Below are 16,841 nucleotides of genomic sequence, written 5' to 3'. Positions count from 1 at the left end.
CGGCTAAGGACCCCCGGCCCGAGAAGATGCGGAACTCGCCCGATGTGGCGGCACCCCCTGGGAGACGACAGTGGGAGCACGGCAGAGGCACTGCCGTCCCCAGGCCCGAACGGGCCGTCGTCCTCAGGGAGAAGCACATGTACACGCTCGAACTGCACCAGGTGAGAGAGTCCGAACTGCTGCGCCAGGCCGAGCGGGAGCGGCTTGTCGGGGAGGCCCGCCGCGTTCGCCGGGCCGCTCGTCGGGCCGCCCGTGATGCCGTACGCAAGGAGGCGGAGGGGCCGGTGAGTGCGGACAGGGACCGGTTCGCCCACGCCGCGTAGCGGCCGGGTGACGACCGTGGTCATGTCGGACGAACCGATTCCGGGGCCCGGACTGTCGGACCCGTGTGCGATGCTCGGCGACGTGGAGACCAGGTCCGTCAGTCCCGTGTTCGTCGGCCGCGCAGGTGAATTCGCCTCGCTCGTCGACGCGCTCACCCGCGCCGGCGCCGAGGACACCGACCGGGTCGACCGTCCCGGCGGCGAGCCGCAGGCGCTGCTCATCGGAGGCGAGGCGGGGGTCGGAAAGACCCGGCTGGTCGAGGAGTTCCTCGCGGCGGCGGTGCGCCGCGAGGCCGTCGTCGCCGTCGGCGGCTGCGTCGAGATCGGCGCCGACGGCCTGCCCTACGCCCCGTTCTCCACGGCCCTGCGCGCCCTGCGCCGTACCCTGCCCGACGAGATGGCCGCGGCCTGCGCCGGGCAGGAGGGCGAACTCGCAAGGCTGCTCCCCGAACTCGGCGAGGCCGACCGGGACGCGACCGACGAGCACAGCACCGCCCGGCTCTTCGAACTCACCGCCAGACTCCTGGAGCGCATCTCCGCGCAGCGCTCCGTCGTCCTCGTCCTGGAGGACCTGCACTGGGCCGACGCCTCCACCCGGCATCTCCTGGCCTACCTCTTCCGCACCGTGCGCAGCGGGCGCCTCGTCGTGATCGGCACCTACCGCTCCGACGACATCCACCGCCGCCACCCCTTGCGTCCCCTCATCGCCGAACTGGACCGGCTCCGTACCGTCCGCCGGATCGAACTGGCCCGTTTCAACCGCGCCGAGGTCCGCCGCCAGCTCACCGGCATCCTCGCCGCCACTCCCGAGGCCGCCCTCGTGGACGAGATCTTCGAACGCTCCGACGGCAATGCCTTCTTCGTCGAGGAACTCGCCTGCAGTCTGGAGAGCGGCGACCGCTCCCGGCTCTCCGAGTCACTGCGCGACCTCCTGCTCGTCCGCGTCGAAGCGCTCCCCGAGGACGCGCAGAAGATCGCCCGGATCGTGGCCGAGGGCGGTTCCACCGTCGAGTACGGACTGCTGGCCGCGGTCGCCGGCCTGGGCGAGGACGAGCTCATCGGGGCGCTGCGGGCGGCCGTCGGTGCCAACCTGCTGCTCACCACCCCGGAGGGCAACGGCTACCGCTTCCGGCACTCCCTGGTCCGCGAGGCCGTCAGTGACGATCTGCTGCCCGGCGAGCGCTCCCGGCTCAACCGGCGGTACGCGGAAGCCCTGGAGATCGACCCCACCCTGGTCCGCGCCGGTGAACGCGCCACCCGGCTCGCCAGCTACTGGTACGGCGCGCACGACGCGGCCAAGGCCCTGCCCGCCGTGCTGAAGGCCTCGGTCGAGGCCCGCCGCCGCTACGCGTTCTCCGAGCAACTCCGTCTGCTGGAAAGGGCGATGGAGCTGTGGGACGACGCCCCCGACGGAGTGCGCCGCACCCTGCGCCCCATCGACTACGCCGAGAGCTATCCGGCCTGCGGCTGCGACCCCGAGGTCACCCCGCTGCGCTATCTCGACCTGATGGCCGAGGCCACCGTCGCCGCCCGGTTCGGCGGCGAACGCGAACGCGCCCTGGCCATCGCCAAGAAGGCCATGCGCGTTCTCGACAGCGAGGACGACCCGCTGCGCGCGGCCTGGTTCTGGGTCCAGCGCTCCCGGCTGATGCAGGACCTCACCCGTGGCGACGGATGGCAGGAGCTGGCCAACGCCCAGGAGCTGGTCCGGGGCCTGCCCCCGTCCGCCGTGCACGCCGACGTCCTGATGAGCGTGGCGGGCTGGGGCGCCCTGCACCGGCCGGGCGCCGAGACGCTGCGCGCCGTCGACCGTGCCGTGGAGTACGCCCGACTCGTCGGCGACGAGTACATCGAACTGCATGCCAGGCTGACCCGTGGCTGGCTCACCGCCGACGCGGGTGGTGTCGACGAGGGCATCGCCGAGATGTACGCCGTCCGCGACCGAGCCGACGAACTGCACCTGGTCGGCATCATGAGCCGGGCCGGCATCAACCTCCCCTCCACCCTCGAAGCCATGGGGCGCTCGCTGGAGGCCGTCGCGGCCGCCGACCACGGCATCGAGATCAGCCGCAGCCACGGCATCGTCGACATGGAGGCATGGGTCCGCTGCAACCAGGCGACCTCGCTCTTCTCCCTCGGCCACTGGGACGAGAGCCGGGCCACCACCGACGCGGCGGCCCGCGCCGCCCAGTCCAGCAAGGCGCAGGGGCTCGTCGCCGCGCACCGTACCGAACTGGCCCTCGCCCGGGGCGACCTGGCCGAGGCCGAGATCCAACTCGCCCTGACCCGGCGCCATTTCGGATCACGCGACCCGCAGCCCCAGCACCTCATCTCCCCCGTGCGCCATGCCATGGCCCTTGCCGTGCAGCAGGGCAGGCTTCCCGAGGCGCGGGCCGCGTTCGAGGCCCAGGCGAAGGAGGGCTTCCCGCCCGGCACCCAGCGGTACGCGCTGCCGCTGCTCCATGTCGCCGCCGCCGCCGAGGCCGACGCCCGGGGTCTGCCCGCCGCCGAACCCGGCCGTCCCACGATCCTCGCGGGCATCCGGACCCACCTGAAGCGGCTGCCGATGCTCATCCCCATCTGGGCCGCCTACGGTCTCCTGGTCGACGCCGAACTGGCCAGGGCCGAGGGTCTCGACACCCCCGACCACTGGTCCCGCGCCGCCGCCGCCTTCGCCCCTCTGCAACGCCCGTACGAGCTGGCCCAGATCCACCACCGCTGGGCCGAGGCCCTCCTCATCGCCTCCGGCGACCGGTCCGCGGTCACCACGCTGCTGCGCGACGCCCACCGCACCGCCCGGCGGCTCGACGCGCGCCCGCTGACCGAGGCCATCGAGTTGCTGGCCGGCCGGGCCCGTCTCGCCCTCGCTCCGCCCGACCGGACCCCGGCCCCCGGCGCGGTCCACGAGATACCCGTCGCCGTCCCCGCCCGGGACGGTACCTCCGACGAGGCCATGGACCGCGAGCAGACCGAGCACCACCTGCGCGAGGCGGCCGCGGCGGCGGTGGAGTCCTTCGGGCTGACGCGACGCGAACAGGACGTGCACCGTCTGGTCGCCGCCGGTCACACCAACCGCAGGATCGCCGAGGAGCTCTACATATCGCCCAAGACCGCGAGCGTGCACGTCTCGAACATCCTCGCCAAGCTGGGCGTCGCCAGCCGCGGCGAGGCGGCAGCGCTGGCCCACCGGTTGCGTCTGTACCCGACGGGGAGTGCCTCCTGACCCCGGCAGCGCCCCTCCGGTCCCGGAACGGCCCCGGGCCGCCCGGACCGGCTCCCGGCTCGTGAAGTCGCACCCCGGCCGTCCCGACCGTCGTCCTGCAGCGATGCGTCCGGACCGGCCTCTTTACGGCCGTGTGTCCGGACCAGCCTTCCTGCGGCCGCGTGTCCGCACCGGCTTCCCTACGGCCGTGCGTCCGGACCAGCCTTCCTACGGCCGTGCGTCCGGACCAGCCTTGCCACGGCCGCGTGTCCGCACCGGCCTTCCTGCGGCCGCGTGTCCGCACCGGCTTCCCTGCGGCCGCGTGTCCGCACCGGCCTTCCTGCGGCCGCGTGTCCGCACCAGCTTCCCTACGGCTGTGCGTCCGCACCGGCCTCCTACGGCCGCGAGTCCGCACCGGCCTCCTACGGTCGCGCGTCCGGACCGGCCCCCGGAGCGTCCGGGGCATCCGGCCCGGACGTCCCGTCCGGATCGTCCGCGGCCCGGTCCTGACCGGACAGCGCCCTGCGACCGGCCTCGGGACCGCTGTCGATACCTGGGCCGCTGTCCGTGCCCGCGCCGCCATCGGCCCCGGGGCCTTCGTCCCCGAGGGAAGCGTCGTCCGCACCGGCGCCGCCATCGGCCCCGGGGCCCCCGTCGACACCCGAGCGCTCGTCCTTGCCCGGAGCACCGACCGCACCGGCCCCGCCACCGCCGCCGGAACCCCCGTCGGTACCGGAGGCTCTGACGATCACCTTTCCGGAGGCCAGGTCTATCGGCCCGCGCCCCGGGTCGCCGATGCCGAGGTCCACCCGGGTCAGCTCCAGGCGCTTCTGCTCCTCGGCGGCATGCTTGCGGCCCGGCGCGAAGAGTTCCTCGAAGAAGTTGAACACCGGTCGCACGCCCTTTCGCCTGCTGTAGCCGCTACCGCACCCGCAGCACCAGGATCCTGTCGTCTCCCGGCTTCGGGGTGCCACGGGTGTCCGTATTGCTCGTGACGAGCCAGAGCCTGTCGCCGCCCGCGGCGAGCACGGTGCGCAGGCGGCCGTACTTCCCCTTCAGGAACGCTTGCGGGGCAGCCAGGGGTTCCCCGCCCTCCGTGCCGGACAACGGAATCCGCCAGAGCCGCTCACCGCGCAGGCCCGCCATCCAGATCGAACCCTCGGCGAACGCGATCCCGCTCGGAGACGCTTCGGACGGCTTCCACTGTGCCACGGGATCGATGAAACCCTTCTTCCCCGCCTTGCCCTCGACCTCCGGCCAGCCGTAGTTCCCACCCGGCACGATCCGGTTCAGCTCGTCCCAGGTGTCCTGCCCGAATTCGGACGCCCACAGCTGCTTGTGCCCGTCCCAGGCCAGCCCCTCCACATTGCGGTGTCCGTACGAATACACCACGGAGTCGGCCTCCGGATTGCCGTGCAGTGGCAGACCGTCGGGGGTCATCCGCAGGATCTTGCCGGCCAGCGACTTCTTGTCCTGCGCGAGCTCGCGGTCCCCCGTCTCCCCGGTGCCCGCGTACAGCATGTGATCCGGGCCGAAGGCGATCCGTCCGCCGTTGTGGATCGAGCCCTTCGGGATGCCCCGGAGGACCGTGTCCGGGGCGCCCAGCAGCCGGCCCGGCGTGGTGCCCTTCTCGTCGTACTGCATGCGCGCGATGCGGTTGTCGGACGCGGTCGTGAAGTACGCGTACACCAGATGGTCCGAACCGTACGTGGGGGACACCGCGATGCCCAGCAGCCCGCCCTCGCCGCCGGGTGACACCCCGGGCACGGCGCCCAGCAGGGTCTTCTTCCCGTTCTTCGCGTCGATCCGGGTGATCGTGCCCTTGTCGCGCGAGGAGACCAGCAGATCGCCGCCGGGCAGCTCCGCCAGCCCCCACGGGGAGTCGAGACCCTCGGTGAGCGTGGAGACCACCTTCACCGAGCCCTTCGCGGGCGGCAGGTCGGCCGACGGGGACGGGTCGGCCGACGGGCCCGAGGCGGCCGGGGAGGGGCGGGACGCCGACGGCATGTCTCCGCCGCCCGCCGGGCCGCCCGCGCCGTCGCCCGGGGAGCACCCCGCGGCCAGCACCAGCGTGCCCGCGGCCAACGCGGCCACCGTCCCCCGGCGCCCGCCCCGGCGACGTCCCCGACGCCCCGCCGGGCCTCGAACAGATCCGAACACAACAGCAGATCCGAACAGAACAGCGCGCACAGCATCGATCCCTTCGACGGCCAGCCGACTACTGTTCTTACACCGCGGCCCCGCCACGGGTTCCCACGCGCGCCGAATTTCTCCAGCGGTGATCACGAAGACGGCCGGTTGATCAGTCCCACGACCCTCGCGCCGCGGGCAGCCGGGCGATCTCCACCAGATCCTGCGCGGTCAGCGTCAGCCCGGCCGCCCCCGCGTTCTCCACCGCCCACCGCTCCCGCTTGGTCCCGGGCACCGGCACCACGTGCGAGCCCTGCCGCAGCACCCAGGCCAGTGCCACCTGTGCGGCAGTCGCCCCGTGCCGCTCGGCGATCCGTCGCAGGCCGACCACCACCGGCTGGTTCGCCGCCATCATCTCGGCCGTGAACCGGGGATGCCGGGCCCGCAGGTCCTCCGGCTCGAAGCCCTGCCCCGGGGTCAGTGTCCCCGTCAGGTAGCCGTTCCCCAGCGGCATCGCCGCCAGCAGCCCCACACCCCGCGCCGAGCACCACGGAAGCAGCGACTCCAGCGCCTTCGGGGACCAGACCGAGAGCTCGGCCTGCACCGCGCTCACCGGGAAGACCTGCTGCACCCGCTCCAGCTGACGGATCGTTTCGTCATACATGCGGGCACCCGACCGGCGTGAGGCCCGCGCCCCGACCGCACAGAGCCCGAGCGCCCGCACCTTGCCGGCGGTCACCAGGTCCGCCATCGCGCCCCAGGTCTCCTCCACCGGCACCTCGGGATCGGCCCGGTGCAGCTGGTAGAGGTCGATCACATCGGTCTGGAGCCGCCGTAGCGAGGCGTCACAGGCCCGCCGCACATAGCCGGGGCGGCCGTTGGCGACGATGTGCTGATCGCCCACCAGCAGACCGCACTTGGTGGAGACGAAGGCCTCGGACCTGCGGCCCTTCAGCGCCCGGCCCACCAGCAGCTCATTGGTGAAGGGGCCGTACATGTCGGCCGTGTCGAGCAGTTGCACCCCCGCGTCGAGCGCGGCGTGCACCGCTCGCAACGCACGGTCACCGCGCTGCTGCGAGGCGCTGTACGCCCAGCTCATCGGCATACAGCCAAGACCGACCGCACCCACGGCAAGCGCCGCCGCCCCGAGACTCCTGCGCTCCAACTCCCCGAACCTTTCCTAGGTCCCGCCGTCGCGGGACCACAACGCACCCCCAACGTAGCCTCTGCCGACCGCGACCCCGCGCGCAGCCTCCCGGCGATTAGCCTCCTGACCATGACTTCGACGAAGACTCCCGACGTATGGCTGCCTGTTCCCGCCGACGAGATCGAAGGACTCCCCGACGGTTTCAACTACCGATTCTGGGACGGCGGGCGGGACTACCCCGCCGACCCGGCCGACTGCGTGTTCTATGTGGTGCCGTACATGAAGGGTTCCGAGATCGCGGTCCGTCCGCTCGCCGGCATGGCTCGGATCCGGGTCGTGCAGACGCTCACCGCGGGCATCGACCATGTCGAGCCGGGCCTCGGCCTGCTGCCGGCCGGGGTGCGGCTGTGCAATGCCAAGGGGGTCCACGAGGCGTCGACCGCGGAGCTCGCGCTCGCCCTGATCCTCGCCTCCCTCCGCGGCTTCCCCGGGTTCGTTCACGGCCAGGACAAGGAGGAGTGGCGGGCCGGCTTCTACCCCGCTCTCGCCGACAAGTCCGTACTGATCGTGGGATACGGATCGATCGGCGCCGCCATCGAGGACAGGCTCGCGCCCTTCGAGTGCGCGCGGGTGACGCGCGTCGCGCGCTCCGCACGGGCAACAGCACGCGGCCCCGTACACGCACTCGACGACCTGCCCGCACTCCTGCCCGAGGCCGATGTCGTCGTGCTGTCCACCCCGCTGAACCCGTCCACACAAGGCCTGGTGGGCGCGGAGTTCCTCGCCGCGATGCCGGACGGGGCGCTGCTCGTGAACGTCGCGCGGGGCGGCGTCGTCGACACCGAGTCGCTGCTCCTCGAACTCGCATCCGGGCGGCTGCGCGCCGCCCTCGACGTCACCGACCCCGAACCCCTGCCCGCCGGCCACCCCCTCTGGCATGCTCCGAACGTCCTGATCACTCCGCACGTGGGCGGCAGCACCTCGGCGTTCCTGCCGCGCGCCAAGCGTCTGATGGCCGGGCAGCTGAATCGATTCGCCTCGGGCGAGCCGATGCGGAACGTCGTACGCACCACGGAATGACCACGCTGTGAGTCCGCACCGTTGCGCACTGTTCCGGCAACCTCGCCAGTCGTCACGGAGCGTAGATAAGCTATGTCCCTGTGTGACTGGTCTGGTGTATCGTCCCGAAAGGGGCGCTGCCCCGAGGAAGGGACGGCGTCGGGGAGGACGCAACACACGAGGGGGCGACGGGCGATGTACGGCCGATGGGCGAACAATCTGCTACCACGGAGTGGTCGACGGCGACCGGGGTCTGCCCCGGTTCTCCCGTCGTCCGCCCGTGAGGTGGGTGTCGCGGCGTCCCCCGGGCGCGCCCGCAGGGCGGCGGGCCGTCCGCGTACCGCAGGCGCCCGGCCTGGACCGGTGACGCGGCGGGCGTGGGCGCCGGGTGCCATGGCGTGGGCGGGAGATCCGGAGTGGGCGCCGGCGTGGGGTGCGCCCCGGTGAGCGCGCCGGCCGGAGCGCTCGGGGCGTTCTTCTCCCGGCGGTCGACCGTCGGCGGCGCGTCCGCACTGGTTCCGCAGGTCCTGCTCGGCCTTGTCTGCGGGGGTTACGCGGTGGGGGCCGCCCTCGGCTGGGGGTCCTCGGAACTGGCACTCCTCATGGGGGACTTCGGCCTCAGCGCCGCCGCGCTGGTCGCGGCCGTCTCCTGTTTTCTCTACGCGCGGTCCGCCGGCGACCGGTGCCGGCCCGCCTGGCTGCTGTTCTCGATCTCCTCGCTCATGGCCGCCGGGGGCAACGCGGTCTGGGGCTGGTACGAGGTGGTGCTCGGGCGCTCGGTGCCCAGCCCCTCTCTCGCCGATGTCTTCTTCCTCTGCTTCGCCCCGCCCGCCATCGTCGGGCTGCTGGTCCTGGCCAAACGCCCCGTCACCCGGGCCGGCTGGGTCTGTCTCGCCCTGGACTCCTGGCTGATCGGCGGATCGCTGCTCACGCTCTCCTGGAGCCTCGCCCTCGCCCACACCGCCCATCTCGTGGACGCCGAGGGGGCGAGCGTGGCCCGCGCGGCGCTCTCGCTGGCCTACCCGCTGCTCGACATCGTGCTGGTCTCCATGGTGCTGGCCCTGCACTTCCGGCGATCCAACGCCAACCGTTCCGCGGTGAACACCGCCATCGTCGCCCTCGCCCTGACGGTCCTGTGCGACGCCCTGTTCACCTCCCCGCTGCTGCGCCAGAGCTATCACTCCGGGCAACTGCTGGACGCCGGCTGGTTCGGCGGTTCCCTGCTCCTCGCGTACGCCCCCTGGGGCGCCCACAGTGCGACGGGCGACGCTCTCCCGCCGCGGGGCGCGCCCCGCCCGACCAGCCGCCCCATCGCGGGATCGCTGGCGGCGCTGACGCCGTATCTCGCCGCCGCCGTCTGCACCCTGGGCATTCTCTACAACGTCATCGAGGGTCGCCGGGTGGACCGCGTCGTGGTCTTCACCGGCTGCACGGTGGTGCTCGCCCTGGTCGTCCGGCAGGGCATCATGCTCGTCGACAACATCGCGCTCACCCAGGAACTGGCGCAGAAGGAGAACCACTTCCGCTCCCTGGTGCAGGGGTCCAGCGACGTCATCATGATCGCCGCCCCGACCGGAGTCCTGCGGTATGTGAGCCCCGCCGCCGCCGGGGTGTACGGGCGTGATGCCGAAGACCTGGTCGGCGCCGAACTCGCCTCGATCATCCACCCCGAGGACCTGGGACGAGTGGTCCACGAGGTGCGCAGGTTCCTCGCCGCCCCGCCGGGCGAGGAACCCACCACCCGGATCGAGTGCCGCTTCAGATCAGGTACGGGGGACTGGCTCAACGTCGAATCCACGGTCAACCGCCACCAGGGCGGGCTGATCCTCAACAGCCGTGATGTGACCGAACGGGTGCGGCTGCAGGCCCAGCTGCAGCACAACGCCGAGCACGACCCGCTCACCGACCTGCCCAACCGCGCCCTCTTCACCCAGCGGGTCCGTCAGGCCCTCGGCGGCCGCCGCTCCGGCGACCCCGGCACCGCCGTTCTCTTCGTCGACCTCGACGGCTTCAAGGCGGTCAACGACCGCCTCGGCCACCAGGCGGGCGACGAACTCCTCGTCCAGGCCGCCCGCCGCCTCCAGGAGTCCGTGCGGGCCGGCGACACCGCGGCCCGCCTCGGCGGGGACGAATTCGCGGCCATCATCCTCGGCGACGGCACCCGTGACCAGTCCGCCCGGGAATGCCAGGTCCACGAGATCGCCGACCGGCTGCGCCTCACGCTCTCCCAGCCGTACCGCATCGGCGCCGGTGAGGTCCGGGTCGCCGCGTCCATCGGGGTCGCCTTTGCCGAGCCCGGCATCACCCCCAGCGACCTCATGCGCAACGCCGACCTCGCCATGTACCGCGCCAAGGCGGGCGGCAAGGACCGCGTCGAGCTCTACGCCCCGCAGATGCAGGCCGAAGTCGTCCGCCGCTCCGAGCTGGCGGCCCGGCTGCGCACCGCGCTGCGCGACGGCGAGTTCGCCCTGCTCCACCAGCCCGTGGTCCATCTCGCCAGCGGCAGCGTCGTCGCCGTCGCCGCACAGGCCCGCTGGCGTTCGGCCCAGGGCATCCTGTTCACCCCGGGCGAATTCCTCCGCGTCGCCGAGGACAGCGACCGCACCGCCGAGCTCGGCCGCTGGCTCCTCGAAGAGGCCGTCGAGCAGGCCGCCGACCGGGCCAGGGCCGGACACCCGGTCTCCGTCGCCGTGCGGCTCTCCGCCCGCAGGCTTCTCGACAAGGGCATGCCGTTCGGCTCCATCGAGGCGCTGCTCACCCGGCACAGCCTGCCCTCCGGCGCCCTGATGATCGAGGTGTCCGACAGTGACCCGCGGATCTCCTTCGACGAACTCGAACAGCGTCTCGTCGCGCTGCGCCGGCTCGGCGTCCGCATCGCGCTCGACGGCTTCGGCAGCGGCTACGCGGCGATCAACGCCCTGCGCCGGCTCCCCATCGACGTGCTGAAGCTGGACCGCGGTCTCGTCGAGGGAGTCGTGGAATCCGCCCGGCTGCACAAGATCACCAGCGGCCTCCTGCGCATCGCCTGCGACCTCGGCATGCAGTCCGTGGCCGATGGGGTCGACCTGCCGGAGCAGGTCCTCGCGCTGCGCGCCATGGGCTGTACGCACGGCCAGGGAATGGCCTTTTCCGGGCCGCTCGACGAGTACCGGCTGCGCCGTGCCCTGGCCCGGGGCGAGTTCCCGGTGCCCGGCAGCGCCACCGCCCAGCCGGTGCTGGCCGGTGGCTCGATCCCCCTTCTCAGTAGCTCACATTCTGAGACGCCCGTCCCACCTACTTGACACGCCGCGTGCGTCGGAGAGAGGGTCATTGCCATGCGCACCCGAATTCTCGTACTTGGAAAGCGCGTCGGCTGAAGCTGAGTCCCTCGTAGGCACTCTGCAGACCACTCCGACGCGCTCCCCTCGCTTGCCTCACGGCACGAGGGGTTTTTTGTTGCACTGGAATCACGCAAAACGTCGCAAAACACCCGCAAGAACCCTCAGCTTCGAGAAGAGAATGCCGATGACCGAGCAGGCCACCGGGGCCCACCATCCCCAGCCGCGGGCCCGTAACGGCGGATCGTCCGCCGCCACCGTTGAGCACGTCACGGGTGCGCAGTCCCTCATCCGGTCTCTTGAGGAAGTGGGTGCCGACACGGTATTCGGCATTCCCGGCGGCGCCATCCTTCCGGCGTACGACCCGATGATGGACTCCACCCGGGTCCGTCATGTGCTGGTCCGTCACGAGCAGGGCGCGGGACACGCCGCCACCGGCTACGCGCAGGCCACCGGCAAGGTCGGCGTCTGCATGGCTACCTCGGGCCCCGGCGCCACCAACCTGGTCACGCCGATCGCCGACGCCCACATGGACTCCGTCCCGCTGGTCGCGATCACCGGCCAGGTCGCCTCCAAGGCCATCGGCACGGACGCCTTCCAGGAAGCCGACATCTGCGGCATCACCATGCCGGTCACCAAGCACAACTTCCTGGTCACCAGGGCCGAGGACATCCCGCACACCATCGCCGAGGCCTTCCACATCGCCTCCACCGGCCGTCCGGGCCCCGTCCTCGTCGACATCGCCAAGGACGCCCTCCAGGCGCAGACCACGTTCAGCTGGCCGCCCACCCAGGACCTGCCCGGCTACCGCCCGGTCACCAAGCCGCACGCCAAGCAGATCCGTGAGGCCGCCAAGCTGATCACCCAGGCCAAGCGCCCGGTGCTCTACGTCGGCGGCGGCGTCATCAAGGCCGGGGCCACCGCCGAACTGAAGGTCCTCGCCGAGCTCACCGGAGCGCCCGTCACCACCACACTGATGGCGCTCGGCGCATTCCCCGACAGCCACCCGCTGCACGTCGGAATGCCGGGCATGCACGGTGCGGTCACCGCCGTCACCGCGCTGCAGAAGGCCGACCTGATCGTCGCCCTCGGAGCCCGATTCGACGACCGCGTCACTGGCAAGCTGGACAGCTTCGCCCCGTACGCCAAGATCGTCCACGCCGACATCGACCCGGCCGAGATCGGCAAGAACCGCGCCGCCGACGTCCCGATCGTGGGCGACGCCCGCGAGGTCCTGGCCGATCTGGTCCAGGCCGTCCAGGCCGAGCACAACGACGGTCACGTCGGTGACTACGACGCCTGGTGGAAGGACCTCAACCGCTGGCGCGACACCTACCCGCTGGGCTACGACCTGCCCGAGGACGGCAGCCTCTCGCCGCAGCAGGTCATCCAGCGGATCGGGCAGCTCGCCCCCGAGGGCACGATCTTCGCGGCGGGCGTCGGCCAGCACCAGATGTGGGCCTCGCACTTCATCCAGTACGAGCAGCCCGCCACCTGGCTGAACTCCGGCGGTGCCGGAACGATGGGCTACGCGGTCCCGGCCGCGATGGGCGCCAAGGCCGGCATGCCGGACCGCACGGTCTGGGCGATCGACGGCGACGGCTGCTTCCAGATGACCAACCAGGAACTCACCACCTGCGCGCTCAACAACATCCCGATCAAGGTCGCCATCATCAACAACGGCGCGCTCGGGATGGTCCGCCAGTGGCAGACTCTGTTCTACAACCAGCGGTACTCCAACACCGTGCTGCACTCCGGTGCCGACACCGAGGGCGTCCCGGCGAAGGGCACCCGCGTCCCCGACTTCGTCAAGCTGTCCGAGGCCATGGGCTGCTACGCGATCCGCTGCGAGGACCCGGCAGAGCTGGACAAGGTCATCGAAGAGGCCAACTCCATCAACGACCGCCCCGTCGTGATCGACTTCATCGTCCACGAGGACGCCATGGTGTGGCCGATGGTCGCCGCCGGCACCTCCAACGACGAGGTCATGGCCGCCCGCGGGGTCCGCCCCGACTTCGGCGACAACGAAGACGACTGAGAGACAGAGAGAGACCGACTCCATGTCCACCAAGCACACGCTCTCCGTCCTGGTCGAGAACAAGCCCGGTGTCCTCGCCCGGATCACCGCGCTGTTCTCCCGCCGCGGCTTCAACATCGACTCGCTCGCGGTCGGTACCACCGAACACCCCGACATCTCGCGCATCACCATCGTCGTCAGTGTCGAGGACCTGCCTCTTGAGCAGGTGACCAAGCAGCTCAACAAGCTGGTGAACGTCCTCAAGATCGTCGAACTGGAGCCGAGCGCTGCGATCCAGCGTGAGCTCGTCCTGGTGAAGGTCCGCGCCGACAACGAGACCCGCTCCCAGATCGTCGAGATCGTCCAGCTGTTCCGCGCCAAGACCGTGGACGTCTCCCCGGAGGCCGTCACGATCGAGGCGACCGGCGGCGCCGACAAACTGGAGGCCATGCTCAAGATGCTGGAGCAGTACGGCATCAAGGAGCTGGTCCAGTCCGGCACCATCGCCATAGGGCGCGGCGCGCGCTCGATCACCGACCGCTCGCTGCGCGCCCTCGACCGCACGGCCTAGCCCCGCACGGCCTGGCCCCGCACGGCCTGGCCCCGCACGGCTGGCGCCGTTGCCGCGACGCCGGGGCGCCGCCCCCCTCGCCGCCCGTATGGCGAGACCCGAAATCGCATCTCAAGCACCCCGCCGTACGGTGGGACGCAACACCTGCACACCAAGGAGAGACCCAGTGGCCGAGCTGTTCTACGACGACGATGCCGACCTGTCCATCATCCAGGGCCGCAAGGTCGCGGTCATCGGCTACGGCAGCCAGGGCCACGCCCACGCGCTGTCGCTGCGTGACTCGGGTGTCGACGTCCGTGTCGGTCTGCACGAGGGCTCCAAGTCGAAGGCCAAGGCCGAGGAGCAGGGCCTGCGCGTGGTGACCCCGTCCGAGGCCGCCGCCGAGGCCGACGTCATCATGATCCTCGTCCCGGACCCGATCCAGGCCCAGGTCTACGAGGAGTCCATCAAGGACAACCTCAAGGACGGCGACGCGCTGTTCTTCGGCCACGGCCTGAACATCCGCTTCGACTTCATCAAGCCGCCGGCGGGCGTCGACGTCTGCATGGTCGCCCCGAAGGGTCCGGGTCACCTGGTCCGCCGTCAGTACGAGGAGGGCCGCGGCGTTCCCTGCATCGTGGCCGTCGAGCAGGACGCCTCGGGCAACGGCCTGGCGCTCGCCCTGTCGTACGCGAAGGGCATCGGCGGCACTCGTGCCGGCGTCATCAAGACGACCTTCACCGAGGAGACCGAGACCGACCTGTTCGGTGAGCAGGCCGTGCTCTGCGGTGGTACCGCCGCTCTGGTCAAGGCCGGTTTCGAGACCCTGACCGAGGCCGGTTACCAGCCGGAGATCGCGTACTTCGAGTGCCTGCACGAGCTGAAGCTCATCGTGGACCTCATGTACGAGGGCGGCCTGGAGAAGATGCGCTGGTCCATCTCGGAGACCGCCGAGTGGGGCGACTACGTCACCGGCCCGCGGATCATCACGGACGCCACCAAGGCCGAGATGAAGAAGATCCTCGCGGAGATCCAGGACGGCACCTTCGCCAAGAACTGGATGGCCGAGTACCACAACGGTCTGCCCAAGTACAACGAGTACAAGAAGGCGGACGGCGACCACCTCCTGGAGACCACCGGCCGCGAGCTGCGCAAGCTCATGAGCTGGGTCAACGACGAGGACGCGTAACACCGGCGCCCCCGGGACGGGTCTTCGGACCCGCCCCGGGGGCGTTTTCCTTCACCGCCGGAAGAGGCGGCGTCGTACGTGTGTACAAGTCGTCCACCCCCGTGTGGGTGATCCTTCCATCGGGGCGCAGTATGCGCCCTGGCGCATGACTAGACTTCTCCACACATACACGCGTCAGGCCCACAGTGTCGTGCGTCTTCCACGCGGCAAGCCCCTCCACCGCCTGCGGCCGTCGGGACGGCCGTCCGCACTGGACCTGTGAGGACTCACGTGAGCTCGAAACCTGTCGTACTCATCGCTGAAGAGCTGTCGCCTGCCACGGTTGACGCCCTGGGTCCGGATTTCGAAATCCGGCACTGCAACGGCGCGGACCGCGCCGAACTCCTCCCCGCGATCGCCGACGTCGACGCCATCCTGGTGCGCTCCGCCACCAAGGTCGACGCCGAGGCCATCGCCGCCGCGAAGAAGCTCAGGGTCGTCGCCCGCGCGGGCGTCGGTCTGGACAACGTCGACGTCTCCGCCGCCACCAAGGCCGGCGTGATGGTCGTCAACGCGCCGACCTCCAACATCGTCACCGCCGCCGAGCTGGCCTGCGGTCTGCTGGTCGCCACCGCGCGCAACATCCCGCAGGCCAACACCGCCCTCAAGAACGGCGAGTGGAAGCGCTCCAAGTACACCGGCGTCGAGCTGAGCGAGAAGACCCTCGGCGTCGTCGGCCTCGGCCGCATCGGTGTCCTGGTCGCGCAGCGCATGTCGGCCTTCGGCATGAAGATCGTCGCGTACGACCCCTATGTGCAACCCGCGCGTGCCGCCCAGATGGGCGTCAAGCTGCTCGCGCTGGACGAGCTGCTGGAGGTCGCCGACTTCATCACCGTGCACCTGCCCAAGACCCCCGAGACGCTCGGCCTGATCGGCCACGACGCGCTGCACAAGGTGAAGCCCTCGGTACGTATCGTCAACGCCGCGCGCGGTGGCATCGTCGACGAGGAGGCGCTCGCCTCCGCCCTCAAGGAGGGCCGGGTCGCCGGCGCCGGTCTCGACGTGTACGCGAAGGAGCCCTGCACGGACTCCCCGCTGTTCGAGTTCGACCAGGTGGTCTGCACCCCGCACCTCGGCGCCTCCACCGACGAGGCCCAGGAGAAGGCCGGCATCGCGGTCGCCAAGTCCGTTCGGCTGGCCCTCGCCGGTGAGCTCGTGCCGGACGCGGTCAACGTCCAGGGCGGCGTGATCGCCGAGGACGTACGTCCGGGCCTGCCGCTCGCCGAGAAGCTCGGCCGGATCTTCACCGCGCTCGCGGGCGAGGTCGCGGTCCGCCTCGACGTCGAGGTGTACGGCGAGATCACCCAGCACGACGTCAAGGTGCTCGAACTCTCCGCGCTCAAGGGCGTCTTCGAGGACGTCGTCGACGAGACCGTGTCCTATGTCAACGCGCCGCTCTTCGCGCAGGAGCGCGGTGTCGAGGTCCGCCTCACGACCAGCTCCGAGTCGCCGGACCACCGCAATGTGGTCACCGTTCGCGGCACGCTCTCGGACGGCGAGGAGATCTCGGTCTCCGGCACGCTGGCCGGACCCAAGCACCTCCAGAAGATCGTCGCCGTCGGCGAGTACGACGTGGACCTGGCGCTGGCCGACCACATGGTGGTGCTGCGTTACGAGGACCGTCCCGGTGTCGTCGGCACGGTCGGCCGGATTCTGGGCGAGGCCGGTCTGAACATCGCGGGCATGCAGGTCTCGCGGACGGGCGCGGGCGGCGAGGCGCTGGTCGTGCTCACCGTCGACGACGACGTCCCGGCGTCGGTGCTTGCCGAGATCTCCACGGAGATCGGTGCCGCGTCGGCCCGCACGGTGAACCTGACCGACTGACGACCCCCTCGCCTCGCGTACCCGGCATCTAGACGTATGTTTTA

Annotated in this window: 10 protein-coding genes and 1 pseudogene; 8 read left to right on the top strand and 3 right to left on the bottom strand. The window is 71.1% G+C overall.

Annotation, left to right across the window (positions count from 1 at the left end; genetic code table 11):
- Positions 1-137 precede the first annotated feature (137 nt).
- Both ACZ68L_RS18640 and ACZ68L_RS18635 read left to right on the top strand, forming a co-directional pair.
- Positions 138-323 (top strand): hypothetical protein, encoded by a 186-nt coding sequence (locus ACZ68L_RS18640; RefSeq protein ID WP_469578020.1) that lies wholly within the window; start codon positions 138-140, stop codon positions 321-323.
- 70 nt (positions 324-393) lie between these two features.
- On the top strand, positions 394-3,546 hold the full coding sequence (locus tag ACZ68L_RS18635) for a helix-turn-helix transcriptional regulator (protein WP_469578168.1): 3,153 nt from the start codon (positions 394-396) through the stop codon (positions 3,544-3,546).
- A gap of 709 nt (positions 3,547-4,255) precedes the next feature.
- Here the strand turns inward: ACZ68L_RS18635 and ACZ68L_RS18630 are convergent.
- From ACZ68L_RS18630 to ACZ68L_RS18620, 3 genes and pseudogenes are all read right to left on the bottom strand, one after another.
- Positions 4,256-4,415: pseudogene (locus ACZ68L_RS18630) on the bottom strand (DUF6191 domain-containing protein); the annotation flags it as partial.
- 31 nt (positions 4,416-4,446) lie between these two features.
- Entirely contained in the window at positions 4,447-5,619 is a 1,173-nt protein-coding gene (locus ACZ68L_RS18625; RefSeq protein WP_469578016.1) for a PQQ-dependent sugar dehydrogenase, read from the bottom strand.
- Between the two features lie 208 nt (positions 5,620-5,827).
- Positions 5,828-6,820 carry an aldo/keto reductase gene (locus ACZ68L_RS18620; protein WP_469578013.1) on the bottom strand — a complete coding sequence of 331 codons (993 nt, stop codon included), beginning with the start codon at positions 6,818-6,820 and terminating at the stop codon, positions 5,828-5,830.
- 111 nt (positions 6,821-6,931) lie between these two features.
- Between ACZ68L_RS18620 and ACZ68L_RS18615 the strand changes: the two genes are divergently transcribed.
- From ACZ68L_RS18615 to serA, 6 genes are all read left to right on the top strand, one after another.
- The gene (locus ACZ68L_RS18615) at positions 6,932-7,882 is read left to right on the top strand and encodes a 2-hydroxyacid dehydrogenase (protein WP_469578010.1); all 951 of its coding nucleotides are present in this window, start codon (positions 6,932-6,934) and stop codon (positions 7,880-7,882) included.
- Positions 7,883-8,304: 422 nt separating this feature from the next.
- A complete protein-coding gene (locus ACZ68L_RS18610) occupies positions 8,305-11,142 on the top strand; it encodes a putative bifunctional diguanylate cyclase/phosphodiesterase (protein WP_469578008.1) in 2,838 nt (945 codons plus the stop codon).
- Positions 11,143-11,359: 217 nt separating this feature from the next.
- Complete coding sequence (locus tag ACZ68L_RS18605; protein WP_469578006.1) at positions 11,360-13,216, top strand: acetolactate synthase large subunit; 1,857 nt, start codon at positions 11,360-11,362, stop codon at positions 13,214-13,216.
- A 22-nt stretch (positions 13,217-13,238) separates the two neighbouring features.
- The gene (ilvN, locus tag ACZ68L_RS18600; protein WP_072486863.1) at positions 13,239-13,766 is read left to right on the top strand and encodes an acetolactate synthase small subunit; all 528 of its coding nucleotides are present in this window, start codon (positions 13,239-13,241) and stop codon (positions 13,764-13,766) included.
- 166 nt (positions 13,767-13,932) lie between these two features.
- The gene (ilvC, locus tag ACZ68L_RS18595; protein ID WP_469578003.1) at positions 13,933-14,934 is read left to right on the top strand and encodes a ketol-acid reductoisomerase; all 1,002 of its coding nucleotides are present in this window, start codon (positions 13,933-13,935) and stop codon (positions 14,932-14,934) included.
- 270 nt (positions 14,935-15,204) lie between these two features.
- Positions 15,205-16,797, top strand: a complete 1,593-nt coding sequence (gene serA, locus ACZ68L_RS18590) for a phosphoglycerate dehydrogenase (RefSeq protein WP_469578001.1) — start codon at positions 15,205-15,207, stop codon at positions 16,795-16,797.
- The last annotated feature ends 44 nt before the right edge of the window (positions 16,798-16,841 follow it).

The sequence above is a fragment of the Streptomyces sp. NPDC104309 genome (genome assembly GCF_055584025.1).
This window is presented reverse-complemented; position numbering and strand designations above follow the sequence as displayed.